The 24,010-nt window shown below is 63.1% G+C and carries 20 protein-coding genes; 12 read left to right on the forward strand and 8 right to left on the reverse strand.

All coding sequences use genetic code 11. The features are described 5' to 3' along the window. Position 1: 1 nt before the first annotated feature. Positions 2 to 1,069: a glycosyltransferase family 9 protein gene (locus tag JM946_RS24455; RefSeq protein WP_203170006.1), complete on the reverse strand. Its 1,068-nt coding sequence runs from the start codon at positions 1,067 to 1,069 to the stop codon at positions 2 to 4. Positions 1,070 to 1,079: 10 nt separating this feature from the next. Between JM946_RS24455 and JM946_RS24460 the strand changes: the two genes are divergently transcribed. Beyond that, the gene (locus tag JM946_RS24460; RefSeq protein WP_203170007.1) at positions 1,080 to 1,916 is read left to right on the forward strand and encodes a 3-deoxy-D-manno-octulosonic acid kinase; all 837 of its coding nucleotides are present in this window, start codon (positions 1,080 to 1,082) and stop codon (positions 1,914 to 1,916) included. 109 nt (positions 1,917 to 2,025) lie between these two features. On the opposite strand, the gene lpxL is transcribed toward JM946_RS24460, so the two are convergent. Together lpxL and JM946_RS24470 are read right to left on the reverse strand one after the other, a co-directional pair. Next, positions 2,026 to 2,949: an LpxL/LpxP family Kdo(2)-lipid IV(A) lauroyl/palmitoleoyl acyltransferase gene (gene lpxL / locus JM946_RS24465; protein WP_203170008.1), complete on the reverse strand. Its 924-nt coding sequence runs from the start codon at positions 2,947 to 2,949 to the stop codon at positions 2,026 to 2,028. Next, entirely contained in the window at positions 2,949 to 3,884 is a 936-nt protein-coding gene (locus JM946_RS24470) for an LpxL/LpxP family acyltransferase (protein WP_218043098.1), read from the reverse strand. The genes lpxL and JM946_RS24470 overlap by 1 nt, the downstream gene beginning before the upstream one ends. Positions 3,885 to 3,938: 54 nt before the next feature. Here JM946_RS24470 and waaA point away from each other — a divergent pair, with 54 nt between their 5' ends. Next, complete coding sequence (gene waaA, locus JM946_RS24475) at positions 3,939 to 5,225, forward strand: lipid IV(A) 3-deoxy-D-manno-octulosonic acid transferase (RefSeq protein ID WP_203170010.1); 1,287 nt, start codon at positions 3,939 to 3,941, stop codon at positions 5,223 to 5,225. On the opposite strand, the gene JM946_RS24480 is transcribed toward waaA, so the two are convergent. Together JM946_RS24480 and JM946_RS24485 are read right to left on the reverse strand one after the other, a co-directional pair. Next, positions 5,201 to 5,734, reverse strand: coding sequence for an MEDS domain-containing protein (locus JM946_RS24480; RefSeq protein ID WP_203170011.1), 534 nt, complete (start codon positions 5,732 to 5,734; stop codon positions 5,201 to 5,203). The genes waaA and JM946_RS24480 overlap by 25 nt on opposite strands. A 283-nt stretch (positions 5,735 to 6,017) precedes the next feature. Next, complete coding sequence (locus JM946_RS24485) at positions 6,018 to 7,616, reverse strand: glucan biosynthesis protein (RefSeq protein ID WP_218043100.1); 1,599 nt, start codon at positions 7,614 to 7,616, stop codon at positions 6,018 to 6,020. Positions 7,617 to 7,786: 170 nt separating this feature from the next. On the opposite strand from JM946_RS24485, the gene JM946_RS24490 reads away from it, so the two are divergent. Both JM946_RS24490 and JM946_RS24495 read left to right on the forward strand, forming a co-directional pair. Continuing rightward, a complete protein-coding gene (locus JM946_RS24490) occupies positions 7,787 to 8,290 on the forward strand; it encodes an RcnB family protein (RefSeq protein ID WP_203170012.1) in 504 nt (167 codons plus the stop codon). Between the two features lie 224 nt (positions 8,291 to 8,514). Continuing rightward, on the forward strand, positions 8,515 to 10,050 hold the full coding sequence (locus tag JM946_RS24495; protein ID WP_203170013.1) for a M48 family metallopeptidase: 1,536 nt from the start codon (positions 8,515 to 8,517) through the stop codon (positions 10,048 to 10,050). Between the two features lie 64 nt (positions 10,051 to 10,114). Here JM946_RS24495 and JM946_RS24500 read toward each other — a convergent pair whose 3' ends face one another. Beyond that, positions 10,115 to 10,321 carry a CsbD family protein gene (locus JM946_RS24500; RefSeq protein ID WP_203170014.1) on the reverse strand — a complete coding sequence of 69 codons (207 nt, stop codon included), beginning with the start codon at positions 10,319 to 10,321 and terminating at the stop codon, positions 10,115 to 10,117. A gap of 343 nt (positions 10,322 to 10,664) precedes the next feature. On the opposite strand from JM946_RS24500, the gene JM946_RS31375 reads away from it, so the two are divergent. From JM946_RS31375 to gnd, 4 genes are all read left to right on the forward strand, one after another. Then, entirely contained in the window at positions 10,665 to 12,410 is a 1,746-nt protein-coding gene (locus JM946_RS31375) for a homoserine dehydrogenase (protein ID WP_203170015.1), read from the forward strand. 48 nt (positions 12,411 to 12,458) lie between these two features. Further along, positions 12,459 to 14,516, forward strand: coding sequence for a M13 family metallopeptidase (locus JM946_RS24510; RefSeq protein ID WP_203170016.1), 2,058 nt, complete (start codon positions 12,459 to 12,461; stop codon positions 14,514 to 14,516). After that, on the forward strand, positions 14,513 to 16,951 hold the full coding sequence (locus JM946_RS24515; RefSeq protein ID WP_203170017.1) for a S8/S53 family peptidase: 2,439 nt from the start codon (positions 14,513 to 14,515) through the stop codon (positions 16,949 to 16,951). The genes JM946_RS24510 and JM946_RS24515 overlap by 4 nt, the downstream gene beginning before the upstream one ends. A gap of 115 nt (positions 16,952 to 17,066) precedes the next feature. Then, a complete protein-coding gene (gnd, locus tag JM946_RS24520) occupies positions 17,067 to 18,524 on the forward strand; it encodes a decarboxylating NADP(+)-dependent phosphogluconate dehydrogenase (RefSeq protein WP_203170018.1) in 1,458 nt (485 codons plus the stop codon). A 205-nt stretch (positions 18,525 to 18,729) separates the two neighbouring features. Here gnd and JM946_RS24525 read toward each other — a convergent pair whose 3' ends face one another. Next, the gene (locus JM946_RS24525; protein WP_203170019.1) at positions 18,730 to 19,974 is read right to left on the reverse strand and encodes an ICP22 family protein; all 1,245 of its coding nucleotides are present in this window, start codon (positions 19,972 to 19,974) and stop codon (positions 18,730 to 18,732) included. Between the two features lie 192 nt (positions 19,975 to 20,166). Between JM946_RS24525 and JM946_RS24530 the strand changes: the two genes are divergently transcribed. Both JM946_RS24530 and JM946_RS24535 read left to right on the forward strand, forming a co-directional pair. Continuing rightward, entirely contained in the window at positions 20,167 to 20,586 is a 420-nt protein-coding gene (locus JM946_RS24530) for a VOC family protein (protein ID WP_203170020.1), read from the forward strand. 58 nt (positions 20,587 to 20,644) lie between these two features. Further along, on the forward strand, positions 20,645 to 21,250 hold the full coding sequence (locus JM946_RS24535) for an ATP-dependent Clp protease proteolytic subunit (RefSeq protein ID WP_203170021.1): 606 nt from the start codon (positions 20,645 to 20,647) through the stop codon (positions 21,248 to 21,250). Here the strand turns inward: JM946_RS24535 and JM946_RS24540 are convergent. Continuing rightward, a complete protein-coding gene (locus tag JM946_RS24540) occupies positions 21,242 to 22,162 on the reverse strand; it encodes a LysR family transcriptional regulator (RefSeq protein ID WP_203170022.1) in 921 nt (306 codons plus the stop codon). The two genes, JM946_RS24535 and JM946_RS24540, sit on opposite strands and share 9 nt — an antisense overlap. Positions 22,163 to 22,322: 160 nt before the next feature. Between JM946_RS24540 and JM946_RS24545 the strand changes: the two genes are divergently transcribed. Both JM946_RS24545 and JM946_RS24550 read left to right on the forward strand, forming a co-directional pair. Then, entirely contained in the window at positions 22,323 to 23,585 is a 1,263-nt protein-coding gene (locus JM946_RS24545) for an acyl-CoA dehydrogenase family protein (RefSeq protein ID WP_203170023.1), read from the forward strand. A gap of 216 nt (positions 23,586 to 23,801) precedes the next feature. After that, on the forward strand, positions 23,802 to 24,005 hold the full coding sequence (locus JM946_RS24550) for a hypothetical protein (protein ID WP_203170024.1): 204 nt from the start codon (positions 23,802 to 23,804) through the stop codon (positions 24,003 to 24,005). Positions 24,006 to 24,010 lie beyond the last annotated feature (5 nt).

The raw sequence follows: 24,010 nt of genomic DNA on the forward strand, positions 1-24,010 counted from the left end.
CTCACTTCTTCTGGCGGGCGAGGCTCAGCAGCACCGCGTGCAGCTTCTTGATCACGTCATCGGGTGTGATCAGGTCCATCACACCGGGCCGTTCGATCTTGGTGGTCCAGGGGATTTCGGCGGCCGGGCGCCCCATCAGTCGGCGCGCGGCCTGATCGTATTTGTCTACGCACCATTGGCGGCTCAGATAAGGTCCACTGCGCGCCGGATTGGTGGCTGCATACAAGCCGATGACCGGGATGCCCGCGGCCGTTCCCATGTGCGCAGGGCCGGAATCTGGCGTGATGAGCACCGTGGCGCGCTCGAGAGTGGCGAAGAACTGGAGCAGCGTGTCCTGGCCGATGGTGTTCTCGCATTTCTGCTTCATGCGGCTGACGATTTCGGCGCCGGTGCGTCGCTCGATCTCGCTCGGTCCGCCGCACAGGATCACGCGCATGCCGAGTGACGAGACCGCGTAATCCGCGACCTCTGCGTAATATTCCGATCGCCAGTTGCGCAGCTGATGACTCGAGCAGGGGCTGATGAGCAGCGTGTTGCCGGGCTCGGGAATGACTCGTTGCGCGTAGGCGAGCGCGTCCTCGCTGAGTGGGATGTCCCAGCGCAGCAGCCGCTCGTACACGTCGAACTTTTCGGCGAAGCCGAACAGCCCGTCCATCACGTGCTGGCGGGACGCCGGAGCGATGCTCGTGTTGGTGAACAACCATTGCAGCTCGCGCGCCCGGCTGCGATCGAAACCAAGTCGGACCTTGGCTTTGATGGCGGTAGAAAGGATGCTTGCGCGCAGCGACAGCTGCATGTGCATGAGCACGTCGAAGGTCCGGCCGCGCAATGCGTCGTTGAGCCTGGCGCGCGCTTTCCAGGTGTTCTCGCGCTTGTCGACCACGATGAACTCGATATCGGGCAGATGCCCGAACAGCTTGGCTTCGAGGCGGCCGATCACCCAGGTGAAGCGGGTGGCGGGCCAGGCCCGCTGCAAGGTGCGGATCACCGGCAGTACATGGCAGGTATCGCCGATCGCCGAAAGCCGCAGGATGCAGACGCTGGCAGGTGGATGGGTGACGTTATACATTGCTGTCCGAATGACCGACGAGCAATTCATCGCCACCGCCGGCGGCGGCATCCTATACGACGCATCGCGAGTAAGTAAGCCAGGCGCAGAATTGTTCTCGCGATCGCAATGGGCCGCGCGCGGCGCTCTCGAAGAAATCGCTGGCGGCCGCAGCTCCATCGCCCTGTTGAACGTGGCCGTGTGGCCGGGCGTGGAGCCTGGTTCTAATCCACCTGCCGCCGACGGTGGGGGTACCCGCTGGGTACTGCGCCATTATCGCCGCGGCGGCTTCATGGCCAAGCTGTCGCGGGACAGCTACGTATGGAGCGGCGCTGGCCGCACGCGCTCGTTCGCCGAGTTCCGCTTATTGGCCGAGTTGCGGAGGCGCGGCTTGCCAGTGCCCGCGCCAGTGGCGGCTCACTACGCTCGCGGGCTGATTACTTATCGCGCCGATCTGATCACGGAGCTGCTGCCGGGGACGCGCACCTTGGCGGATTCGATCACGGGGCGTGATTTGCCCGAGGCTGGATGGGTTGCCGTGGGCAGGACGGTCGCGGCGTTTCATCGGCAGGGCGTGCATCACGCGGATCTCAATGCCAACAACATCCTGTTGGGCTCGAATGGGGTGGATGTTTATTTGCTCGATTTCGACCGCGGGCGGATTGAGGCGCGCGGGGCGTGGGAGCAGGGGGTGGTGGCGCGCCTGCGGCGCTCGCTGGAGAAGATCAAAGGGCAGCGGGTGGATGTGAGATTCGGCGAGCAGGAGTGGCACTGGCTGCATTCCGCCTTGATGCTAGCGTTGACTGAAGAGGGCCCTCACCCCCTGGCCCCCTCTCCCGATGGGAGAGGGGGAACCAAACTTTCATAAGAGTTTTCTTCCGGGCAAAGGCGAGCCCGGCTCTACCGATGGGCAGTGTTTCGGAGCAGGGGCGAGGGTGCTTACTCACGCGCGGGGGCGCGGACTGCGTCGGCCGGAGTCAGCTCTTCTTGCGTTTGTAGTAGTCCGGGTAGTCCGGGGTGAGGCCTTTGAAGCGGCGGTGGATCCAGAGGTATTGCTCGGGGACGCGGCGGACCTGGGCTTCGATCAGTTGGTTGAAGCGGCGGGCGTCGGCGATGGGGTCGTCGCTCGGGAAGTTTTCCAGCGCGGGGTGGATGACCATGCGGTAGCGACCGCTGGGCAAGCGCTCCTGGAAATAGGGCACGACGGCCGCGCCGGTCATGCGAGCCAGACGAGAAGTGGCGGTGTTGGTGGCGGCAGGGATGCCGAAGAACGGCACCATCTCCGCGCCTTTCTTGCGATACGCCTGATCCGGCGCGTACCACACCGGCTCATTCGCTTTCAGGGACGAGATCAGCGTGCGGATGTCGTCGCGCGGAATCGCGCGTTTGGCGCGAGCATTCCGATTGATGCTCAAGAAGCGCTCGAGCACCGCGTTGCCCGTCGGCCGGTACATGATGTTGATGTTGCCCGGCAGCTGATCGCATAACACTCGGCCACCGATCTCCAGGGTCGTGAAATGCGCGCTGAGCAGGATGGCGCCGCGGCCGCGGGCCATGGCGGCCTCGAAGTGCTCGGCGCCTTCGAGCTGACACAACTCGGCGATGCGTCGCTTCGAGCCCCACCACGCGATCGCGGTCTCGAAAATGCCCAACCCCAGGCTCTTGAAATGTTCCTTGAGCAACTGTTCCCGCTGCGCGTCCGACAGCTCGGGCAGGCAAATGCCCATGTTGGTTCGCGCGATGCGCACGAAGGACAAAGGCAAGCGCACGATCAGGCTGCCGAAGCTGCGGCCGAGCCAGGCGAGCACGGGATACGGCAGCGGCTGTAGAGCGCGCAGCGTGCCGATGGCCAGCCAGGTGGGCCAGTAGTGCGGCTTGAGCAAAGGCAACAGGGTCTTCATCAGCGTCGATACGGATCGTCGTCGGGGCGTTTGAAGCGCTTGTAAGTCCACAGATACTGCGCCGGATTGCGGCGGGCGTGATCCTCGATCAGCTCGTGGAAGCGCCGCGTATCCTCGACGGCGTCGCCGGACGGAAAGTTCTTCAGCGGCGGATGGATGATCACCACATAGCCGCTATTGTCCGCGCGGCGCTCCGGAAAGTAAGGCAGCACCGGCGCGCCGGAAATCTTGGCTAGCCGCGAAGTAGCGACGTTGGACGCCGCGGGCACGCCGAAAAACGGCACCAGCTCGCTGTTCTTGCCGGTATAGCGCTGATCCGGCGCATACCACACCGGCAGATTGTTCTTCAGGTTTTGCAGCAGCTCGCGGATCTGCTCGCTGGTGACCGCTTGGACGGTGTGCTTTTCGCGATTACGGCGCGAAAGCTCGGCGATGAGCGGATTGCTCGGGGTCAGATACATGACGCTGGTCGGCCCGAGCAACGTCAGCGCGCGCGCCCCCATTTCCAGTGGAGTGAAGTGCGCGCTCAGCATCAACGCGCCACGCCCTTTCTCCAGCGCGTCCTGCAAATGTTCCTCGCCCTCGAACCGGATCAGCTTGCGCAAACGAGCGTCATCCGCCCACCAAACCAGGCCGGTCTCCACCAGCGTGCAGCCCAGCGACTCGAAGTGCTCGCGCACCAGGTCTTCGCGCTCGGCGTCCGACAGGCCGGGCAGGCACATGCGGATGTTGATCGAGGCAATGCGGCGATCGCGACGCGCGAAGCGATACGCCAGGCGCCCGAGCCCGCGACCCACCGCGAACTGTGCGCCCAATGGCAACAAGTTCACGGCGCGAATCAGCCCCAGTCCGACCCAGATGGGCCAGAATCGGGGGCCGAGAAAGCGATAGAGCGGGACGCGGTCGGTCGATGGAGCCGTCGGTGATGTCGTCATCACTTCATAGATGGCAGCAGTTGCGGGTACCATCTTATAGAAGAACACCACAACATGCTGCGTTCCGTCTATACCGCACTCCTGTATGTGTTTGCGCCCATGGCCCTGGCAGGCACCGCCCTGCGCGGCCTGCGAGATCCGGCGTATCGCGAGCGGCTGTCGGAAAGATTCGGATTCACGCAGGCCGCCGCACCTGCGAGACAGCGTCGCATCTGGATCCATGCAGTGTCGGTCGGCGAGGTTCAGGCCGCGGCTCCGTTGGTCCGCGCGCTGCTGAAAAGATATCCACAGCACTCGTTTCTCATCACGACGGCAACGCCCACCGGCGCACAGCGCGTGCGAGCACTGTTCAGTGACTCGGTGACCCACGCCTATTTGCCGTACGACCTGCCAGGGGCGGTGCGCCGCTTTCTGGATCGCGTGCAGCCGTCGCTGGCCATCGTGATGGAGCGAGAGATCTGGCCCAATCTGTTCGGCGAGTGCGAGCGGCGAGAGATTCCGATTCTGCTGGCCAGTGCAAGGATCTCGGCACGCTCCGCGGTTCGACATCAGAAGTTCGCCGCGTTGTTTAGCGCGGCTCTGTCGCACAACGTGATCGTCGCGGCTCAGACGCAGCAGGACGCGGGTCGATATCGCGCCATCGGTGCTCAGCGCGTGTTAGTCACCGGCAATGTGAAATTCGACATCGAAGTGCCGCAGGCAGCGCGCGAGACCGGAGAGCAGTTGCGACTCACGCAACTCGCGAATCGTCCCGTGTGGGTCGCTGGCAGTACGCACGATGATGAAGAGCAGCAGGTTCTTGCGGCCCATCGCCTGGTGGTCGAGAAACAGCCAGATGCGCTGCTAGTCCTCGTGCCACGTCATCCGAACCGGTTCGACACTGTGCGCGCGTGGTTGAAGTCCGAGCAAATCGATTTTGTCGCGCGCAGTCGCAACGAGTCCGTCACGACGACCACGTCAGTGCTGTTGGTCGACACGCTGGGTGAGTTGATGTCTTTCTACGCCGCGGCGGATATCGCCTTCGTTGGCGGCAGTCTCATCGCGACAGTGGGCGGGCACAACCTGCTCGAGCCCGCAGTGCTGGAGCGGCCCATTCTGGTCGGTCCTCACAATTTCAACGCGCCCGACATCGCGCAGCTGATGTTTGCAAGAGGCGCGGCGCGCCAGGTGGATTCTGCCGAACAACTCGCTGCTGCCATTCTGGATTTGTATGCGAACCCAGCGGCGCGTGCCGAAATGGGCTCGAAAGCGAGCGCGATCGTTGCGGAGAATCGTGGCGCGCTGAGCCGGGTGATGGAGCTGATCGAGTCGCTGCTTCAGGCGCCGTCACGCACCACGTGACTGTGAATGCTGTGCAGGAGCTTGCGATATCGCGGGTTCTCGGTGAACGGCGACACCTTGTACGAACAGAACAACGTGAAGTTGTGTTGCCGGCTCAGTTCGTTCCACAGTTCCTCGAGCTGAATGGCGTAGTCCGGTTGGCCTCGCTCGGCGAGCAGCGACACCATTTCGCCGAAAAGCCGCACCGGTTGACCGCGCGCCGCGGCCTGGCTGATGAGCTGATTGAACTGGCGGTGAAAGCGCTCGCGATGAATTCCGAACTGCGGGTCGAAGACGGTTTGCAGCGTGTGCTCCGCTTGCAGCGGAATGTACCGATACTCCGCCGATAACGCCGCGGTGTTCAGGCCGATATCGAACAAATAAGCGTCCAGCTGGCGGTGATGATCGGCGGTGGCGACGGCGACGCACGTGTCGCCCGCGCACAGGCCTTCGTGCAGGAACTGGCCGGCAGCGCGAACGTACGCTTCGTCGCTGCTGAAGAACTGGACGATGTGTGCAGTGTTGCTCATGTCGGGTCGAGGGGTCAGTCGAGCCGAGGGGCGCCCGGGTAATCACGAATCGCTGTTCCCGTGCTCGCCGTGCGAAGCGGGGCGGATGATAGTTGTATGGCAGCCGACCCGAGCAGTGCTGCTTTCCGAAGTGACAATCCTCGTCACTGCGCGTTGGTTTTTTGTCGCGATGTTGTGAAAACTGATAAACGCGCGAATCGGCGCAGAGAACGGCGTGGTATTTGATCCACAGCGGTGAATCGAGCCGGGTTGGGGCCTCCAATGGGAGGCCCCTCGCATTGAACTAGTGGCCGGCGTTGCGCAGGTACAGCTGCCGTTCTTGCGGCGTGGGCGGCGACCATTGATAGGTCCAGGTCTCGCTCAACGGCAGATTGCCGATCCGCAGGAACAGCCGGAGATCCACCGGATCCATGCTGTCGTCCGGCAGCTTCACATCGAACATGGCGCGATAGCCGCCATTGTGCTGGAGCGGTCGCGCCGAGGTGATTTCCACCGTGCCTCGCGACGCATGGATGACGGGCTCCACTTCCGCTCGCGGCGGCAATGTCGCCAACTCGCCGCCCTTGAAGTCGATCGCGAAGCGCCACGAGAAATACTTGCGTCGCTGACCCACGACGCCGCCCAGGCCGGTTCGCGTTGCCACGGCCTTGGCGAGATTGGGCTCGATCGGGGTGTGTGTGCCCCAGTACATGCGATAGCTGTACAACAGTTCTTCGCCCGGCTTCGGCGGGGTGGCCGGATTCCAGAAGGCCACGATGTTGTCGAATGTTTCATCCGGGGTCGGGATCTCGGTGAGCTGGACCGAGCCTTTGCCCCACGGCGACTTCGGCTCGATCCACAGGCTGGGGCGGCGCTCGTAGAACACGCCGTCGTCCTGGTAGTTGTTGAAATCACGATCCCGCTGCATCAATCCGAAGCCGCGCGGATTCTCGTCGAGGAACGAATTGAAGCGCAGCGTCGCCGGATTGTTCAGCGGCCGCCAGATCCATTCGCCACTGCCGGTATATAGCGACAGGCCGTCCGAGTCGTGGATCTCGGGGCGCCAGTCGTAGCCCATGCGTTTATCGTTCTCGCCCACCTGATACATGCTCGTCAGGGGCGCAATGCCGAGGCGACGAATCGCCTTGCGCGGATACACCGCAGCGTCGACTTCCACGATGTGCGGTGCGCCCGGCGTCAGGGCGAAGCGATAGGCGCCGGCGACGCTTGGCGAATCCATCAGGCCATAAACGACCAGCGTACGCGCCTCGGGAGCGGGACGTTCGAAGTAATATTCGGTGAAGCGCGGAAACTCTTCGGGATCCAGCGCCGTGTCGACGGCAAGGCCGCGCGCCGACAAACCGAACTGCCGTGTGTCGCTGGGAACGCAGCGGAAATAACTGGCGCCGAGGAACGAAGCGAGGTCCGCTTCCCAGTTGGTCACGGTGTGGATACGGAAGCCGGCGAACGACAGATCCTTGGGCAGGGCACGTGCGTTGACGCCGCTGCGGCTCAGGTCGAACAGGTCGGGCCGATAAAGAATCTCGCGCGCCTGACCTTCGGCGACTTCATACATGTGCACCGGCTCCTTGAAGCCGCGGCCCATGTGAAAAAATTCCAAGCGGAAATTGCCGCCTTTGATGTCAGTCCAGATTGCCTCGTCGCGATTGAAACGAATCGATTGATACTCGTCGTAACCCAGTTCGATCAGCTCCTTGGGCGCGAGCCGGCTGGGCGGTACAAAAGGCTTGCTCGCCAGTGCACGCGCCTGCCCCTTGAGCGAGGCGTAATTGAACGGGCGCGCTGGGCCTCGGGTGGGCGAGGCGGCGGCGGAAGCCAGACCGGAAGCGGAAAGCGTCGACAACAGAACTGCGGATTGCAAGAAGTCGCGGCGTCGGATCATGTGTCGTCCAAGTGGCCAGAGGGGTCGGGACCTGCGATAACGCTCGAGGTGGCCCGAAGGTTACCAGCTGAACAGCAGCTGACCAAAAACGTTCAGGTTCCGATCAGATGGCTTGGTCGATAGTGTCTCCCAAGTCCGGCCCGTCCGGCCGGTGCAACGAGGAGATGGCGATGAAGACCTTGTTTGCTGCAGCCGTGGCAGTGTCGTTGCTGACGGGCACGGCGGCGACAGCGTACGCGGACAACGATCGCGGTCGTCACTACGAGCGTCGTCACGACGATCGCGGCAAGGACAGGCGCGAGCATCGCGGCCACCACGATCGCAAAGACTGGGACCGCAAGGACCACAAGGACTGGGATCGTCATCGGGGTCACGATCGTTACGATCGTCGCGATGCGTATCGACATGGCTATTGGCAGGGTCGAGCCGACCAGCGCCGCTATGACCGGGGTCGGTACAACCCGCCACGCGGCTACTATGTCCGCAGTTGGCGACATGGCGATCATCTACCGCGAGCCTATTGTGAGAGCCGGTACATCGTGCACGACTATCACGCCTACCACCTCAGCCCGCCGCCGCGCGGCCATCACTGGGTGCGGGTGAACAACGACGTGGTGCTCGCGGCCGTCGCCAGCGGCCTGGTGGTCAGCGTGGTCAACGGGTTGTTCTACTAACCTGAACGTCACAATCGACCTTTCCAACAACGCGCCCGGGTACATGGACGTACCCCGCCGCCTTCCAGGCGGCGGGCGAGCGGCACAAGTCGCGCCTTTTGCCGCCTCGCCAGGAGGGTCGTGGCACGATGCCCGATCCCGACGCAATTATGAGACTTCGGTCACGCGGCGAACGTGACCGAATTCCGTAGTCTCGCCTCGGTTGAGCGTCGCGGCGAGAGATTATGGAAAGACACGAGTTCTCGGCCCTGATCGGGCGTCTGGAACGCCAGGCCGACGACAATCCACAACTGTATGCATTGAAAGTGGGCGCGCTCGCCGCGTTGGGTTACGCGTCGATCTTCGTGCTCGCGATCGTCATTCTGGTCACGTGCTGGTACACGTTCAGTCCGCTGTTATCCGGCGAGCGCTTTCGTGCGCCGCTGGTGGTTGCGTGCGCCGTCGGACTGATGACTTTGGTTGGAATGGTTCGCGCGCTGTGGGTGCGTATCGCCGAGCCTTCGGGCTTGCGGGTGACACGCGAAGAAACCCCGCAACTCTATGCCGCCATCGACGAAGTCGCCGCGAAAATGGGCGGCGTGCGCGTCGACTCGGTGTCGGTCAGCTCCGAATTCAACGCCTGCATCGTGCAGACGCCGAGCTGGGGCATCTTCGGCAACTATCGCAATCACCTGGAGATCGGCCTGCCGCTGGCGATGGTGCTCACCGTCGACGAGTTGAAAGCGGTGCTCGCGCATGAGATGGGTCATCTGTCCGAGGCGCACGGCAAGTTCGGCGCGTGGATCTACCGTCAGCGGGTCACCTGGCACGCGCTCGAATCCAAGTTCAACAATCCCGTCGGCATCTTCGATCAGATCCTCGGCGCGTTCTACGGTTGGTACGCGCCATACTTCTATGCGTACAGCTTCGTGCTGGCGCGCAATCACGAATATGTAGCGGATCGGGCCGCGGCGAATGTGACGAGCGCGGCGGCCATCGGTGCGGCGCTCACCAAGCTCGATCTGGCGGGAAGATTCCTTTCCGAAGTGTTCTGGAAACGTTTGTACGACCAGGTGGAGAAACAGCCCGATCCGCCTTACATGCCGCATGCCGTCATGCCGCGCGCCTTCAAGGCGGCCGAGCGTCAATGGGCGCGGCCCGATTGGTTGCAACAGAGCTTGAAGCGCTACGCGGCGGACGACGATACACACCCGAGTCTGGCGGAGCGGCTGGCCGCGCTCGACATCGAGCCCTCCACGCCGGTGCACGAGCCCGAACGCTCCGCGCTGTCGTTGTTCCATCCGGCGACGACATCGCTGGTGAAGTACTTCGATCAGGAATGGCAGCAGGACACCGCTCCCAAGTGGCGCAAGCGGCATACCGAGATCATGGAGGCCAAGGCCAAGCTGTCGCTGCTCGAGGACGCGCAGACGGCGCAGCTCAACGATCAGGAAGTGTGGGAAAAGGCGCTGTTGCTGCTGGAAATCGATCGCGAGCGGGAGGCGATGGAGGTGCTCGAAGAACTGCTATCGCGCAATGGCGAACATGCCAGGGCGCATCTGTTGATGGGGCGGATGCTGCTGGATCACAACGACGATCGCGGTTTGAAACATTTGCTGCTGGCGGTGGAGCAGGACCTGGAGTTGACCGACGAGGCCGGGCGCGCCGGCTATGTTTATCTGATCCGTCGGGGACGCGAGCAGGAAGCCAAACGTTTCTGGGCCAAGGCGCAGGATCTCTACGAAAACCCGCGTCATCTGCCCGACTCCATGGTCGACTGACGGGCCGATCAAGAACGACGCGCCTCGCGCCCTCGCTGGCGGAGGCGTCGACGTTCAGTGGCGTTTACTGCCAGTTGTTGCGAGTCCTGAACTCGCGCGCCTGCCGCTCGGCATCGTCCTGCGCCAGGCCATACCGTTCCTGCAGCTTGCCGGCGAGAATCTCGGCGTTGCCTTCCATCTGATCGATCTCGTCGTCAGTGAGCTTGCCCCACTGCTGCTTGATCTTGCCCTTGAGCTGCTTGAAATTGCCGCCTGCGATGTCTTTGTTCATGCGATCCTCCAACTATCGACGATTTACACAGCGCGCAACGCGCCGCGCGCCCTAGTAACGGCTCGCATGCTCACAAAGTTCACTTGTGTTAAATGCTCCAGGCTGACGGTTGCGTTGCACACTCCGTCCGCATTTGCCTGCCTTTCCTTGACAGCGACGACCCGAAGCCTTTAGCGTTCGCGTTGCGCCGATTTGAGTTCAGCTTGCGGGCGCGTAAGAAATACGGCTAAAGCGAAGCAACCCTGCTTGAGCTTTGGCGAGCGGGTTTTTTTATGTCCAGCCAGCCGCTCTCCCGCCAGCCCTCGTCGACGCGTGATCGAAGCATTCGGGTCGGGAGACGGGCGTGCATCCATCCATAGTCGTGCTCAAGTTTGGCAGCTCGGTATTGCAGACCGAAGCGGACCTGCCGCAGGCGATCGACGAAATCTACCGTGAGTGGCGCGAAGGGCGGCGTGTGATCGCCGTCGTCTCCGCGTTTGCAGGCGTCACCGATCAACGCTTCGCGCAGACGCGAGCGGTCACGAGTGACTTGCACGAGCAAGCTGCCTGGGTGGCGGGTGGAGAAGAGGAATCCGGCACCAAACTGGCCGCCGCTTTGGTGGCCAATGGCGTGTCGGCTCGCTACGTCGATGCTCGCGAGGCTGGGTTGCGCGCTCACGGCGAGCCGCACGAGTCGACGCCCGTTTCATTGAACGCGGCCTATCTACGCGAATGTTTGCAAGAGCACGCGGTGCTGGTGGTGCCTGGATTCGTTGCGCAAGACATTCAAGGTCGCACTGTGCTGCTGGGGCGCGGCGGCTCCGATCTCACGGCGCTGTTCGTGGCAAAGAATCTGGACGCGCGCTGTCGATTGCTCAAGGACGTAGACGGGGTGTACGAGAGCGATCCGGCCGTCGTCGAGAATCACGCGCAGCGCTTCAATCGACTGAGCTGGCGCACGGCGCTCTCGATTGGCGGAAAGATCATTCAGCCTCGCGCGTTGCAGTTCGCGCAGTCGCACGGACAATCGTTCGAGGTCGCGTGCGTCGACTCGAATCTCGCCACGCTGGTGGATGCAGGGCCCGATGAATTCGCCGCCGTTCCCCACGAAAGCACACAGCGTCTGCGTGTGGTGTTGCTCGGGTTGGGGACGGTCGGGTTGGGTGTGTATGCGCACTTGATCCGTCGGCCGGATCTGTTCGAAGTGGTGCGCATGGTGGTGAGAGATCTCGACAAGCCACGCCGCATCGAAGTGGCGAATCTGGACGTGCCCAAGTCTCTCTTGTCCACGGATGTTTGGGACGCGGTGACCCAGCCCGCCGATCTGGTGATCGAAACATTGGGCGGCCTGGATCCCGCGGGTGACGTCGTGCATGCGGCCTTGCTGCGAGGTCGCGCCGTGGTGACTGCGAACAAGGCGCTGATCGCGTCGAGATGGTGGGACAAGCTGTCTCGTTTCGCCGCGAGCGAGCGTCGCTTGAAGTTCAGCGCTGCGGTAGGTGGCGGCGTGCCCGTGCTGGAGACCGTAGCCGCACTGGCTCGTCATGGTGGCGTGGCGCAGGTCCGTGCGATTCTCAACGGCACGTGCAATTTCATCCTCGATGCCCTGGAGCAACGGATAGACTTCGGGACGGCCCTCGCGCAGGCGCAGGCCAATGGCTTCGCCGAAGCGGATCCGCATGACGATCTTGTCGGTCTGGACGCGGCCCGCAAGCTCGAACTCATTGCCCGGGCGGCTTTCGGCGACAGCTCGCATTTCGAGCTCAGCGTGCGCGGTATCGACGGCGTGACCGCCAGCCAGGCGGCGCTGGTGCGGGAGGAGGGCCTGACTCTCAAGCTGGTGGGTGTGTGCGAACGCAGTGGCGCGCACGTTCGCGGGGTGGTGAAGTTGCACGAGCTGCCGGCAGGCGATTTCCTGGCGGGCGCGCGGGCCGAGGAGAATCGGATCGAGATCCTGGCAGGAAACGGCGAGACAGTACGTCTGTCAGGCAAAGGCGCCGGTCGCTGGCCCACCGCACTTTCCATTCTCGGCGATGTCCATGAATACTTGCGGGAACGGCGCCTGGCCGGGCGGGACGAGCAGGCGCCGGCCGCGGTGGTCAATGCGTGATGAACCACAGTGACCGGAACGAAAAACTCAGTGGGACTTGCATACGGCATGAAAAAATCATTGCTGCTGATCGCGGCGCTGGCGCTGCAATCCGGATGTGCCAAAAACGACTCGACGCCGGCCGCCGAGGCCAAGGCCGATGCGCCCGTGCCCAAGGCTGAACTGGGAGAGTTCGGTCTGGACCTCACGGCGCGCAACCTGGAGGTGAAGCCCGGCGACGACTTCTTCGCGTACGCCAGCGGCAAGTGGTACGACACCTTCGAGATTCCGCCGGATCGCACTTCGTATGGCCCGTTCCACAAGCTCAACGATCTGTCCGAGGAGCGGGTCAAGAAACTCATCGAGGCCGCCGCTCAGGGCAGCCCCGCCGCGGGAACGCCGGAACAAAAGATCGGCGACTACTTCGCGAGCTTCATGGACGAGGCCGGCATCGAGGCCAAGGGTCTCGCGCCGCTGCAAGAGGAGCTTGCGCGCATCCAGGCGGCGAAGACCAAGAAGGACATCGCAACCTTGTTCGGTCTGCCCGGCTACATGTCGACCTTCGGTGTGGGCATTTCGCCGGACCTGAAGAATCCCAGCCGCTACTCGGTCGACATCGGCCAGAGCGGTCTCGGTCTGCCGGACCGTGACTATTATTTGCAGGACGATCCCAAGCTCGAGGAGCATCGGGAAAAATACGTCGCTTACATCGAGCAGATGCTGACCTTGGGCGGCGTGCAGAAAGCAGCCGACAAAGCACGCGACATCATGCGTTTCGAAACCGAGCTGGCCAAGGTGCAGTGGCCGCTGGAGAAGCGTCGTGACGCCGAGGCCAACTACAATCCGCGCACCAAGAAGCAGCTGCTCGCGTATGCGCCGGGCTTCGACTGGCAGGCGTTCTTCACGGCTGCTGATCTGGGAGCTCGAGAGGAGTTCGTGCTCGGTCCCATCACCGCGATTCGCGACAGCGCCAGGCTGGTGGACAAAACATCGGTGGACACGTTGAAGGATTACCTCACGTTCCATTTGTTGCGTACCAATGCGTCGTTCCTTCCCAAGCGCTTCGATCAAGCGAACTTCGCCTTCTACGGTCAGCAGCTGCGGGGCCAGCCGCAACAGCGTGAGCGCTGGAAGCGCGGCGTGGCGCTCACCGGCGATGCGCTCGGCGAGTTGGTCGGGCAGGTCTACGTCAAGGAATATTTCCCGCCCGAATCCAAGGCCAAGATGGAAGTGCTGGTGGCCAACCTGCGCGCGGCGTTGCAAGAGCGCCTGGGCACCCTGGACTGGATGAGCGAAGAAACGCGCAAGCGCGCTGAAGAAAAGCTCGGCACGTTCGTGGCGAAGATCGGCTATCCGGACAAGTGGAAGGATTATTCGGCCTTGCAGGTGAGTCGTGACGACCTGATCGGCAACGTTCGCCGCGCATCGATCTGGGACTGGAATCGCCAGGTGGCGCGGCTCGATCAGCCGGTGGATCGCGACGAGTGGTTCATGAACGTCCACGAGATCAACGCGTATTACAACCCGCTGAACAACGAAATCGTGTTCCCGGCCGCGATCCTGCAGCCGCCGTTCTTCGATCCGAACGCGGACGACGCCGTGAACTACGGTGGCATTGGCGCGGTCATCGGCCACGAAATCGGCCATGGCTTCGACGACCAGGGCCGCAAGTTCGCGCCCGACGGCAGCCTCACCGACTGGTGGACCAAGGCCGATGCCGACGCGTTCGGCGCCAAGACCAAGGTGCTGGTGGAGCAGTATTCGTCGTTCGACGCCTTGCCGGGGCTGAAGGTCAATGGCGCCACGTCGCTGGGTGAGAACATCGGCGATCTCGGCGGCTTGAACATGGCCTACGAGGCATATCACAACTCGCTGGAGGGCAAGCCGGCGCCGGTGCTGGACGGACTCACGGGCGACCAACGTTTCTTCCTGTCCTGGGCGCAGGTATGGAGGACCAAGATTCGTGACGAAGCGCTGCGCGCGCAGGTGCTGTCGGATCCGCATGCTCCGCCGTATTTCAGGGTCAACGGCGCTGTGCGTAACATGGACGAATGGTACCAAGCCTTCGACGTGAAGCCGGGCGACAAGCTGTACTTGCCGCCGGAACAGCGAGTCAAAATCTGGTGAGGCTGAGAAGCGCCTGGCTCGTGGCGGTGTTGGGCATCGCCACGCTGTCAGGCTGCGGTAAACCCGAGCCCGAGCCGCCGCCCGCGCCACCGCCGCTCAGCAAGCAAGGGCTGTCGCTGTCGTCCTGGAAATCGCCGCGCCCCGACCTGCACGATCGTTTGTTACTGGCGCATGCGCTGGCCAAAGGCGACACGGAGGCGATGGTCCTGGTCGCTACCGAAGTCGGCAAGACGGCCACGGTGGCGCAAGCTATCGCCGCGCTCGGCGGCGACATTCAAACGCGCTTCGATGATGTGGGTTATCTGCGAGTGCGCCTGGCGCTCGAGCGCTTCGCCGAAGTGGACGCGCTGCCCGATGTGTTGATGGCGGATCTCGACGGCGGCGGCGCGCACGGTCTATACGCGAACGATCGCGATCGCGTGCGCTATCCGGTGATGGGCGCGGACACTCCCCAACAGGCGGATACCCGGACCGATCCATTCGCGACCGATACGCTGCTCGGTGCCGAAATCGGTTCTCCAGCAACGACGCTTGCTGCGGAAATCGAAACTCTGTTGCAAGCTGCGGCTGGCCAAGAAGCGAACGTTATCGCGCGCGATGCGGATGGCGGCAGATTTCCGGGCGGCGGCTCCGATTTCTTTGCGCTGATGGCGAATCGAGCCGTGGAAGTTCATGGCAAGCCGTGGCTGTTCGCCGCTGGCGCATTGGGCCGGGTCGAAGGTGTGACCGGCGCTTCGAGCGGTCGACGCGTAATCTCTGTAGGTGACAGCGCCATGCCCGCCACGGCGAGTCTCGGCCCCGCTTCGGACGGCGCCGCGAAACCCGATATGCTTGCGCAGGGCGGCTTCGAAGGCGCAGCGAGCGCGACTGAATCTCTGATCGCCGAGGCGCGCGCGGAGAACTTGCCTGCCGACGCCCGACACATCACTTGGGCGCTGCGCATGGGCGCGCGTCGTCTCGATGATCATCCGTCGCACGAGCAAGGCTTCGGTGTCCTCGACACGACAAGGGCGAAAGAACTGCTCGAACAAGTGCAGGCTCGCAGTTTCGATCTGCCCGACATTCAGACGCGCGCTCCAGTCAAAACCTATGTCTCTCGTTTCCTTCCCGAGGCCGGCGTGGGGCAGGGGCTCTATGAGCGCGAAGGCTGGTTGATACGGCAGAAGGATACACGGACCATCACGCTGCTACGTCAAAGCGGCGCGCCCACGCCGCTCGCCTATTCGTTGCAATGGCGAGGCAATGATGGAACGTTCAAAACGGCCCGGGACGAAGTGACTTTGCCGCTGCATGAACCGGTGCAGCTCGAATTGGAAATCTCCCCGCAACAGGTCGGCATCCACAGCGCGCACCTGTATCTGATCGACAAGGCCAGCGAGCTCCCAGTGCATGCCGTGATGACTACCATCGTGGCGGCGGAGCCGTTCACCGCGGCGAATCGCTATCGTATCGAGCATCGCGAACAGATGCGGGGCAAGCAGCCGAAGCGGTACTTCCTCGACGTTCCGCCGAATATTTCTTCGTTGCGCGTCGATGCCGCTGTTCGCGCGGGACGAGTGCAGCTGATGCTGACCGGCGGCGCGCTTGCTTTGCCTCCGTCGAAGGTCATCGCCGCAGGCCAACCGGCCGTGCTTCTAGTGGCATATCCGCCGCCGGGTGTCTACGAGCTGACAATCCTGCCGACCCACACGCCAGTGGACGATCTGCAAATATCGGCATCGACTTACTACGTCGACTCGCAGCTGGATGAGAAGCCGCCCGAGAACAACTCGACCTTGCTATGGATGAACAACATCTACGCGCCCGTACAGCGCAGCGACATCCTCACCGAAATTGGCGCGCGCCGCGTGTTGAAGGATGCGGGCGGCCCCAGCGGTATGCGCGCTTATAACATCGCCGTGGAGCCCGATAGCAGCTCGCTTCGGGTTGCCGTAACACCGGCGGACGGCCGCACGCGTATGGGGCTTTATCTGTATGACTGCGCAACCGGCTCGTGCAAGTTGTGGGGCAGCGATGTTTTTACACGGCCGGCGGCCAAGGCGCTGGTCGTGCCGAATCCTCGCGCGGGTCTGTGGCGAGTCGTAGTCGATGCCACCGCCCCGGGGACTGCATTCGAGTACACACAGATCGTGTCGCATCCACGTTTCGGTCGAGGCAGCGTCGCGGGCGAAAGTGTGGAGCGTCGTACCGGCGCGCGCTGGAACCAGCAAGTGAGCTACCAAGTGAGCGCAGCACCGCCGTTTGGATATGATCTGGTGGGCTTGATGGATGTGGTGGATCCGGGCAGCGAAGCAGAGGAGCGGGCGGCGCCGTTCAGCGATTGGCAAGCCGGCGAAGACGGTCGCGATCTGCCGTTGCGCCCGCTGCGCCTGAGCACTCAGGTCATGCGGCTGGAAGTGGAGGCCGCGCGTTCCTCGACGGCTCCTCCGCGGTGACGTGACGCATTCATGAAACAAGGTGCGCACGGTCGTTCCTGGCTTTGCGCGCCCGACTCTCGTATAAAAAGCCGGCCGGCCGGGCGGCCGGTTCCCAATCGGAACGAGGCTGAGTATGAGCACTGAAATTGCGGATGTCGGTCTGATCGGCCTGGCCGTGATGGGCGAGAACCTGGCGCTGAACATGGAGAGCCGCGGCTTCCGTGTCGCTGTGTTCAACCGAACCACTGCGCGAGTGGACGAGTTCATTCAGGGGCGCGCCAAAGGTAAGCGCTTCGTCGGCGCCCATGATGTGACGGAGTTCGTCGCAGCGATACAGCGGCCACGCAAAATCGTGATGCTGGTGAAAGCGGGCGCACCCGTGGATCAACTGATCGATCAGCTGCTGCCCCTGCTGGATCAGGGCGACATTCTCATCGACGGTGGCAACAGCCTGTTCACCGATACCATCCGGCGCACCCAGCGAGTGGAAGAGGCTGGCATGCTGTTCGTCGGCTCCGGCGTTTCGGGAGGCGAAGACGGCGCCTTGCATGGGCCTTCGCTGATGCCGGGCGGCAGTCCGGCTGCCTGGCCGCATATCAAACCGATCTTTCAAGCCGTCTGCGCGCGCACGCCCGAAGGCGAACCCTGCTGCGACTGGATGGGCGAAAACGGCGCCGGCCACTTTGTGAAGATGATTCACAACGGCATCGAGTATGGCGACATGCAGCTCATCGGCGAGACCTACGACGTGATGAAGCGCGTGCTCGGCATGAGCAACGCGGAGATGCACGGAGTGTTCGCCGAATGGAATCGCGCCGAGCTCGATAGCTACCTGATCGAGATCACCCGCGACATTCTCGGCTTCGTCGACAAGAACGGCGAGGCTACCATCGACCAGATACTGGATGCCGCGGGCCAGAAGGGCACCGGCAAATGGACCGTAATCGAAGCGCTGGATCACGGCATACCGCTCACCTTGATCGGCGAGGCGGTGTTTGCTCGCGCCTTGTCGGCTGCGAAACAAGAGCGCGTGCAGGCCTCGAAACAGCTCGAGCCGGTGGTGAGCGAGTTCAAGGGGGACCGCAAGCAGCTCATCGAGGATCTGCGACAGGCGTTGTACGCTTCGAAGATCATCAGCTACGCGCAGGGCTATCAGCTGCTGCGTTCGGCGGCCAAGCAGTACCAGTGGAGTTTGAACTATGGCGGCATCGCGCTGGTCTGGCGCGGCGGCTGCATCATTCGTTCGGCGTTCCTGGGCGATATCAAAAAAGCTTTCGATCGCGATCCGCAGCTCGTCAATCTGCTGCTCGATCCGTTCTTCCGAGATGCCGTGTCGAGCCGACAGGCCGGCTGGCGGCGCGCCATCGTGGCGGCGATTCAGAGCGGCATCCCCGTGCCTTGCATGAGCGCGGCGTTGTCGTACTTCGACGGTTATCGCGCGGAGCGGTTGCCCGCCAATCTATTGCAGGCTCAGCGAGATTTCTTCGGCGCCCATACATACGAGCGAGTCGATCAGCCTCGCGGCGAGTTTTTCCATACGGACTGGACCGGTCACGGCGGCGCCACGACGTCGCGTTCCTACAGCGCCTGAGCGCCCCGGGGCACTGGGTTTTCGCCGAGTGCCAGTCGCCGCGGCGGCAGAAAAAAATACTGCCCGTGATATGAGTTGAATATCGCAGGCCGATGCGAGAACGTTTCGGTGTTCGAGAACACCGCCGGCAACGGAACTGCTGGGTGTCGGCGCGCCGCGGACTTCAAAGCTCGTGACAGCGAGTTTTCAATCCGCGGCGTCCGTTTCAGCGCGGCCGGATGCGGTCCCGGCGCTGGCCGAATTGCATCTCGAATGCGATGCCGATTTCAGGAGTCGCTTCGCGTTCTTCTTCGAGCTTGCGGCGAGGCCAGGCGACACCGCCGCGCAATTCCAGGATCAACCAGTCCGGTGTGAGCTGCCGACGCATGATCAGGCGCAGCGCAGGCCGCGTGAGTGGCACTTCATTGTCGGTGGCGCCTTCCACGTGCGCCTGCCAGGCGAGGCCGGTGCGCTGACCGACGCTCTGAAACAAGGTGAACTGACTGAACCATTCCAGGCCGTCGGTTTCTTCGGTGTACTTGCCGAGATTGCTCCAGCGCAGCAGGAAACGATCGGAAATCACGCGGTCCAGGTTGATGCGTGTGGTGGTGCCGAACCCCTCGGTGTTTTGCCAGAACACGGTTTCGCGAGCGGTGAATACATAGCGCTCGGCGAACGAGCGCACCACTTCGTAACGCACGCGTGCATATGGATCGAGCGGCATATCGACGCGCACGCCCACGCCGGCGTCGAAGTCGTTGCCGGTGCGCTCGGGGCTGGAGTATCCCAAGCCCAGCAGCACGCTCTCATCTTCGAGTGTGCCGAACTGCTGCGTCGGCAGCGCGTCGAAGTCCCCTTCGGTATCGCTGATGTAATTGTCCTCGCCGACGCGGCCGGCGAAGGCGGAAATGCGTTCGTCCCACTGCGGCAGCTGCAGGCGGGCGCGGAAGCGCAGACGGGGATCGAAGCCGTCGTACTCGCTCCACAAACCGCCGACCGTCACCGTGCCGTAAGTGGCGTGATAGTCGTCGTAATGAATCTGATCGCCGAACAAACCATCGAGCCATGCCGACGACGCGCAAGCAGTGACCGTGAGGCTGCGACGCACGCGCTGTAGGACGCTGAGCTCGCCTTGATCGGGCTGCGCGCAGATTTCCATCGGACCGGCTTCGTCCTGCTCGGGCGGTGGCCCGGCCGCCAGCGGATCGTCCGCATGGGGTTCCCGTTCCAGGGTGCGCGGATCGCCTTCGTCCTGCTGCAGAACCGGGTCGCGCAGCGGACCTTGATTCACGTCCTCGGGATCGATGACTTCGGGTTTGTCGCCGGGCTGCTCCGGATCCGCCGGCGTGGGCACGGGCTGAACCGGTTCATCCTGCGCCGGCTCGTCGCCCGGTTCCGGGGTTTGCGCCAGCGCGTGCTCCGTGAACAGGCCACCGAGGGAACAAATCAGCAGCAGCGCGACGGCCGGCAACCCGGATGGGCGTCGCTCTGAGCCTGCTCTGACGAATGCCCCGTCCGCACGCATATGTCCTGTTTTTGCCGGTAGTCTTGAGGAAATCAACGCAATCGCTGCGCCGGAGTTCCTTGTGAGGCCGCCGCTGCGTTTATGATGTCCAGTCCCGAGCCCGCTGTTGCGGCTGTTGTTATGTCGAGGGTATCGCCCATGAGGTATCTGCACACTATGGTGCGCGTCACGGATCTGAGCGCTTCGCTGCGTTTTTACTGCGAAGCCCTGGGACTGCGCGAAGTCCGACGTATCGAAAACGAAACAGGGCGTTTCACCCTGGTGTTCCTGGCCGCGCCGGGCGACGAGCACGCCCAGGTGGAGCTGACCTACAACTGGGACCCGGAGCAGTACGGGATCGGGCGCGCCTTTGGCCATCTGGCGTACGAAGTCGACGACATCTATGCCGCCTGCCAGCGTTTGACGGATCATGGCGTCACCATCAACCGCCCGCCGCGCGACGGCCGCATGGCGTTCGTGCGCTCACCGGACAATATCTCGGTGGAGTTGCTGCAGCGGGGCGGCTCGCTCGAGCCGCGCGAGCCGTGGAAATCCATGCCCAACACGGGCGAGTGGTAGAATCTGCGGCCTGCCGACGTTTACGACCGCCAGACCCGTTCTGTTCGAAGGAGTTTTCATGTCCGCCTCCATCTTCAATGCCGATCGCGAAGACAAGCAGCCCGAGAAGCTCGAAAGACCCGAGACACTGGCGGAGCAACTGGCGTTTAAGTCGCGTTTCGTGCTGGTGTTCGGCGAGATCAATCACAACGTCGCGCGCAGCGTGTGCGAAAGGTTGATCGCGTTGTCGCAACAATCGGATGCACCGATCCGCATGCTGATCTCATCGCCCGGCGGCCACGTCGAATCCGGCGACGCCATTCACGACATGATTCGTTTCATCAACGCGCCGGTGACCACCATCGGCACCGGCTGGGTGGCCAGCGCCGGCACGCACATCTTCCTGGCGGCCGAGAAGCAGAACCGCGTCTGTCTGCCGAACACCCGGTTCATGATTCACCAGCCGGGCGGCGGCGCCGGCGGGCCGGCGGCGGACATCGCGATCCAAGCCAAGGAGATTCTGCGCACGCGCGAGCGCATCGCGCGCACCATTTCCAAGCAGACCGGCCGGCCGTACGAGAAGGTGGTCGTGGATATGGAACGTGACTTCTGGATGAGCGCCAACGAAGCCATCGACTACGGCATCGTGTCGCGCGTGGTCGAGTCGTACAAAGAACTAAGCTGACAGTTCGACGCGCTCAGCGAGGCACGCTCGCACCTGCGCCCGGAACCATTGCGAAGCGGGGTCTTCGTCGACGTTGGAGTGCCAGTACAGAAAGGACTCCAACGGCGGCGACTCGATGGGGAAGGGCAGCACCTGATTGTTCATCTGCCGATTCACTATCCCTGCCTGGCCACGCGTCATCGTGGCCAGCAGGTCGGAACGGCTCACCACCTGGCTCGCGGCTGCATGCTGCTGACAGCGCATCTTGATGTGGCGGGATAATCCCAGCCGCGCCAGCGCCGCATCCTCATAACCTCCGCCACGGCGCCGCCCGGTCACGAGAACGTGCGACTGGGCTGTGTACGTTTCGATGTCCAGCTTGCCTTGCACGACCGGATGATCGGCGCGCGCCAGCACTACCAGCGGCTCGGCGCCGATCCGTTCGCGGCGCACTTCACCCGATAACGGCAGCGCCACGTCGAGCGCCAGATCGATCTCGCCACTCTGCAGGTCTTCCTCCAGATCGCGCCGCTCGATGCGCACCGAAGCGACGTGGATGTGCGCCGCCTCGTTGCTGATGCGGCTCATCAGCGCCGGCAGAAACGTGAGCTCGTGCGAATCACGGGCTGCGATGGTGAAGCAGCGTTGCGCCGTGCCCGGCTCGAAGTGACCGACCCGCTGCAACATCTGTTCGAGATTGCCGAGCGAGCTCGCGACGCCGTCTGCCAGCGAGCGCGCCAGCGGCGTCGGAATCATCTCGTGGCCCCGGCGCTCGAACAGAGGATCGTTCAGCAGCTCTCGCAGACGCCCCAATGCGTGGCTGACGGCGGGCTGCGACAGATGCAGTCGCCGGCTGGCAGGGGTGATGCCGCCTTCGCGATAGATCGCGTCGAAGACGGTGAACAGGTTGAGATCGATCCTGGATAGCTGCATGCCAAGCCCTCCCGCGCCCCGGGTCTACGGGGTTATTGTCGCGGAATGGCGGCGACTATGCATATCGCTGATCCGGCCGGATTCAGACAATGCATTGGCGTCGCGCCCCGGGCAGACGGCAAGTTAGCGACGGTACCGATCACCTTAGAAGGACACGAGCATGGATTTCGAGTACAGCCCCCGCGTGCGCGAGTTGCAGGCGCGCCTGCTGCAGTTCTTCGACGAGCACATCTATCCCAACGAGAAGGCTTACGAAGCCGAGGTCGCCGCGAATCGTCGCAACGGCGATGCCTTCGTACCGACCCGGGTCATCGAGGACTTGAAGGTCAAGGCGCGCGCTGCCGGGCTGTGGAATCTGTTCCTGCCGCATTCGCCGCGTGTGCCGGAAGGATTGTCCAATCTCGAATACGCACCGCTTTGCGAGATCATGGGTCGCGTGCCGTGGGCGCCGGAAGTGTTCAACTGTTCGGCGCCCGACACGGGCAACATGGAAACCATCGAACGTTATGGCACGGAGGCGCACAAGCAGCGTTGGCTGGAGCCTTTGCTTCGAGGCGAGATCCGTTCGGCGTTCCTGATGACGGAGCCGGCGGTGGCTTCCTCGGATGCGACCAACATCGAATGCTCGATTCGACGCGAGGGCGATGAGTATGTGATCAATGGCCGCAAATGGTGGTCCAGCGGGGCCAACGATCCGAGGTGCAAGCTGTTCATCGTGATGGGTAAGACCAATCCGGAGGCGAGCAAGCATCAGCAGCAGTCGATGATCCTGGTGCCTGCCGATACCAAGGGTGTGACGGTGATGCGTTACCTCTCGGTGTTCGGTTACGACGATGCGCCTCACGGTCATGCGGAGGTGGACCTTTCTGATGTGCGGGTGCCGGCTTCGAATATTCTGCTTGGGGAGGGCCGTGGGTTTGAGATCGCGCAGGGGCGATTGGGCCCCGGGCGTATCCACCACTGCATGCGATCCATTGGTGTCGCGGAGCGCGCGCTCGAGTTGATGTGTCGGCGGTTGAGTTCGCGTGTGGCGTTTGGCAAACCGGTGTCGTCTCAGTCGGTGTGGCACGAGCGTATTGCCGATGCTCGTTGCATGATCGATCAGGCGCGGCTGCTGGTGCTGCGAGCGGCGTACATGATGGATACGGTCGGCAACAAGGTCGCCAAGCAGGAGATCGCGTTGATCAAGGTGGTCGTGCCGAACATGACTTTGCAGGTGCTCGATTGGGCCATCCAGGCCCACGGCGCCGGCGGCGTCTGCGGCGACTTCCCCCTCGCCAAACTTTGGGCCGGTCAACGTACGCTGCGTCTGGCTGATGGGCCGGATGAGGTTCACCGCAACGCCATCGCCAAGCTGGAACTCGCTCGGTATGCGTTGAAGCCCGGCACTGAGGTTGACATGCCGGTCACCCGCGGCGGCTGACGCTGGACGCGGCTGGCTACCAAGAGCTTCGCTTCGTTTCGCGTTGAGGTGTCGTTGAGGGCGGTGTCTGAGGCGTCGATGGCTTGGCGCCGTCCGAGGTGCCGTCTCTCCTCCCGGCACCGTCGACGCCTCCGGATCTTCGGTGAACTGCAACCTTACGCCGAGCTAGCGAGTCTCAACCGACGTGGACGCGAGAGCGCTGGAGGAAAAGAGACGATGTCGTTCGTGCTGGTCGTGATTGCCTGGTGTTTGTTGTTCGTGCTGGCCTGGCCGCTGGCCTTGCTGGCGATTTTTCTGCTGCCGCTGCTGTGGCTGCTGTCGTTGCCGTTTCGGGCGCTCGGGGTGGTGGTCGAGGCGCTGTTTGCCTTCATCAAGGCAATACTGTTCCTGCCGGCCCGGCTGTTAGGGCATCGCGGATAACACAA

The organism is Steroidobacter gossypii, assembly GCF_016801985.1.
Taxonomy (GTDB): domain Bacteria; phylum Pseudomonadota; class Gammaproteobacteria; order Steroidobacterales; family Steroidobacteraceae; genus Steroidobacter; species Steroidobacter gossypii.

What these genes read in the sequence shown, in the direction of transcription:
- JM946_RS24510 (WP_203170016.1), top strand. Translation starts at nt 12,459, where the DNA reads ATGAAAAAATCATTGCTGCTGATCGCGGCGCTGGCGCTGCAATCCGGA.
- JM946_RS24550 (WP_203170024.1), top strand. Translation starts at nt 23,802, where the DNA reads ATGTCGTTCGTGCTGGTCGTGATTGCCTGGTGTTTGTTGTTCGTGCTG.
- JM946_RS24500 (WP_203170014.1), bottom strand. Translation starts at nt 10,321, where the DNA reads ATGAACAAAGACATCGCAGGCGGCAATTTCAAGCAGCTCAAGGGCAAG.
- JM946_RS24495 (WP_203170013.1), top strand. Translation starts at nt 8,515, where the DNA reads ATGGAAAGACACGAGTTCTCGGCCCTGATCGGGCGTCTGGAACGCCAG.
- gnd (WP_203170018.1), top strand. Translation starts at nt 17,067, where the DNA reads ATGAGCACTGAAATTGCGGATGTCGGTCTGATCGGCCTGGCCGTGATG.
- JM946_RS24455 (WP_203170006.1), bottom strand. Translation starts at nt 1,069, where the DNA reads ATGTATAACGTCACCCATCCACCTGCCAGCGTCTGCATCCTGCGGCTT.
- JM946_RS24490 (WP_203170012.1), top strand. Translation starts at nt 7,787, where the DNA reads ATGAAGACCTTGTTTGCTGCAGCCGTGGCAGTGTCGTTGCTGACGGGC.
- JM946_RS24480 (WP_203170011.1), bottom strand. Translation starts at nt 5,734, where the DNA reads ATGAGCAACACTGCACACATCGTCCAGTTCTTCAGCAGCGACGAAGCG.
- JM946_RS24470 (WP_218043098.1), bottom strand. Translation starts at nt 3,884, where the DNA reads ATGACGACATCACCGACGGCTCCATCGACCGACCGCGTCCCGCTCTAT.
- JM946_RS24535 (WP_203170021.1), top strand. Translation starts at nt 20,645, where the DNA reads ATGTCCGCCTCCATCTTCAATGCCGATCGCGAAGACAAGCAGCCCGAG.
- lpxL (WP_203170008.1), bottom strand. Translation starts at nt 2,949, where the DNA reads ATGAAGACCCTGTTGCCTTTGCTCAAGCCGCACTACTGGCCCACCTGG.
- JM946_RS24530 (WP_203170020.1), top strand. Translation starts at nt 20,167, where the DNA reads ATGAGGTATCTGCACACTATGGTGCGCGTCACGGATCTGAGCGCTTCG.
- JM946_RS24540 (WP_203170022.1), bottom strand. Translation starts at nt 22,162, where the DNA reads ATGCAGCTATCCAGGATCGATCTCAACCTGTTCACCGTCTTCGACGCG.
- JM946_RS24460 (WP_203170007.1), top strand. Translation starts at nt 1,080, where the DNA reads ATGACCGACGAGCAATTCATCGCCACCGCCGGCGGCGGCATCCTATAC.
- waaA (WP_203170010.1), top strand. Translation starts at nt 3,939, where the DNA reads ATGCTGCGTTCCGTCTATACCGCACTCCTGTATGTGTTTGCGCCCATG.
- JM946_RS24485 (WP_218043100.1), bottom strand. Translation starts at nt 7,616, where the DNA reads ATGATCCGACGCCGCGACTTCTTGCAATCCGCAGTTCTGTTGTCGACG.
- JM946_RS24545 (WP_203170023.1), top strand. Translation starts at nt 22,323, where the DNA reads ATGGATTTCGAGTACAGCCCCCGCGTGCGCGAGTTGCAGGCGCGCCTG.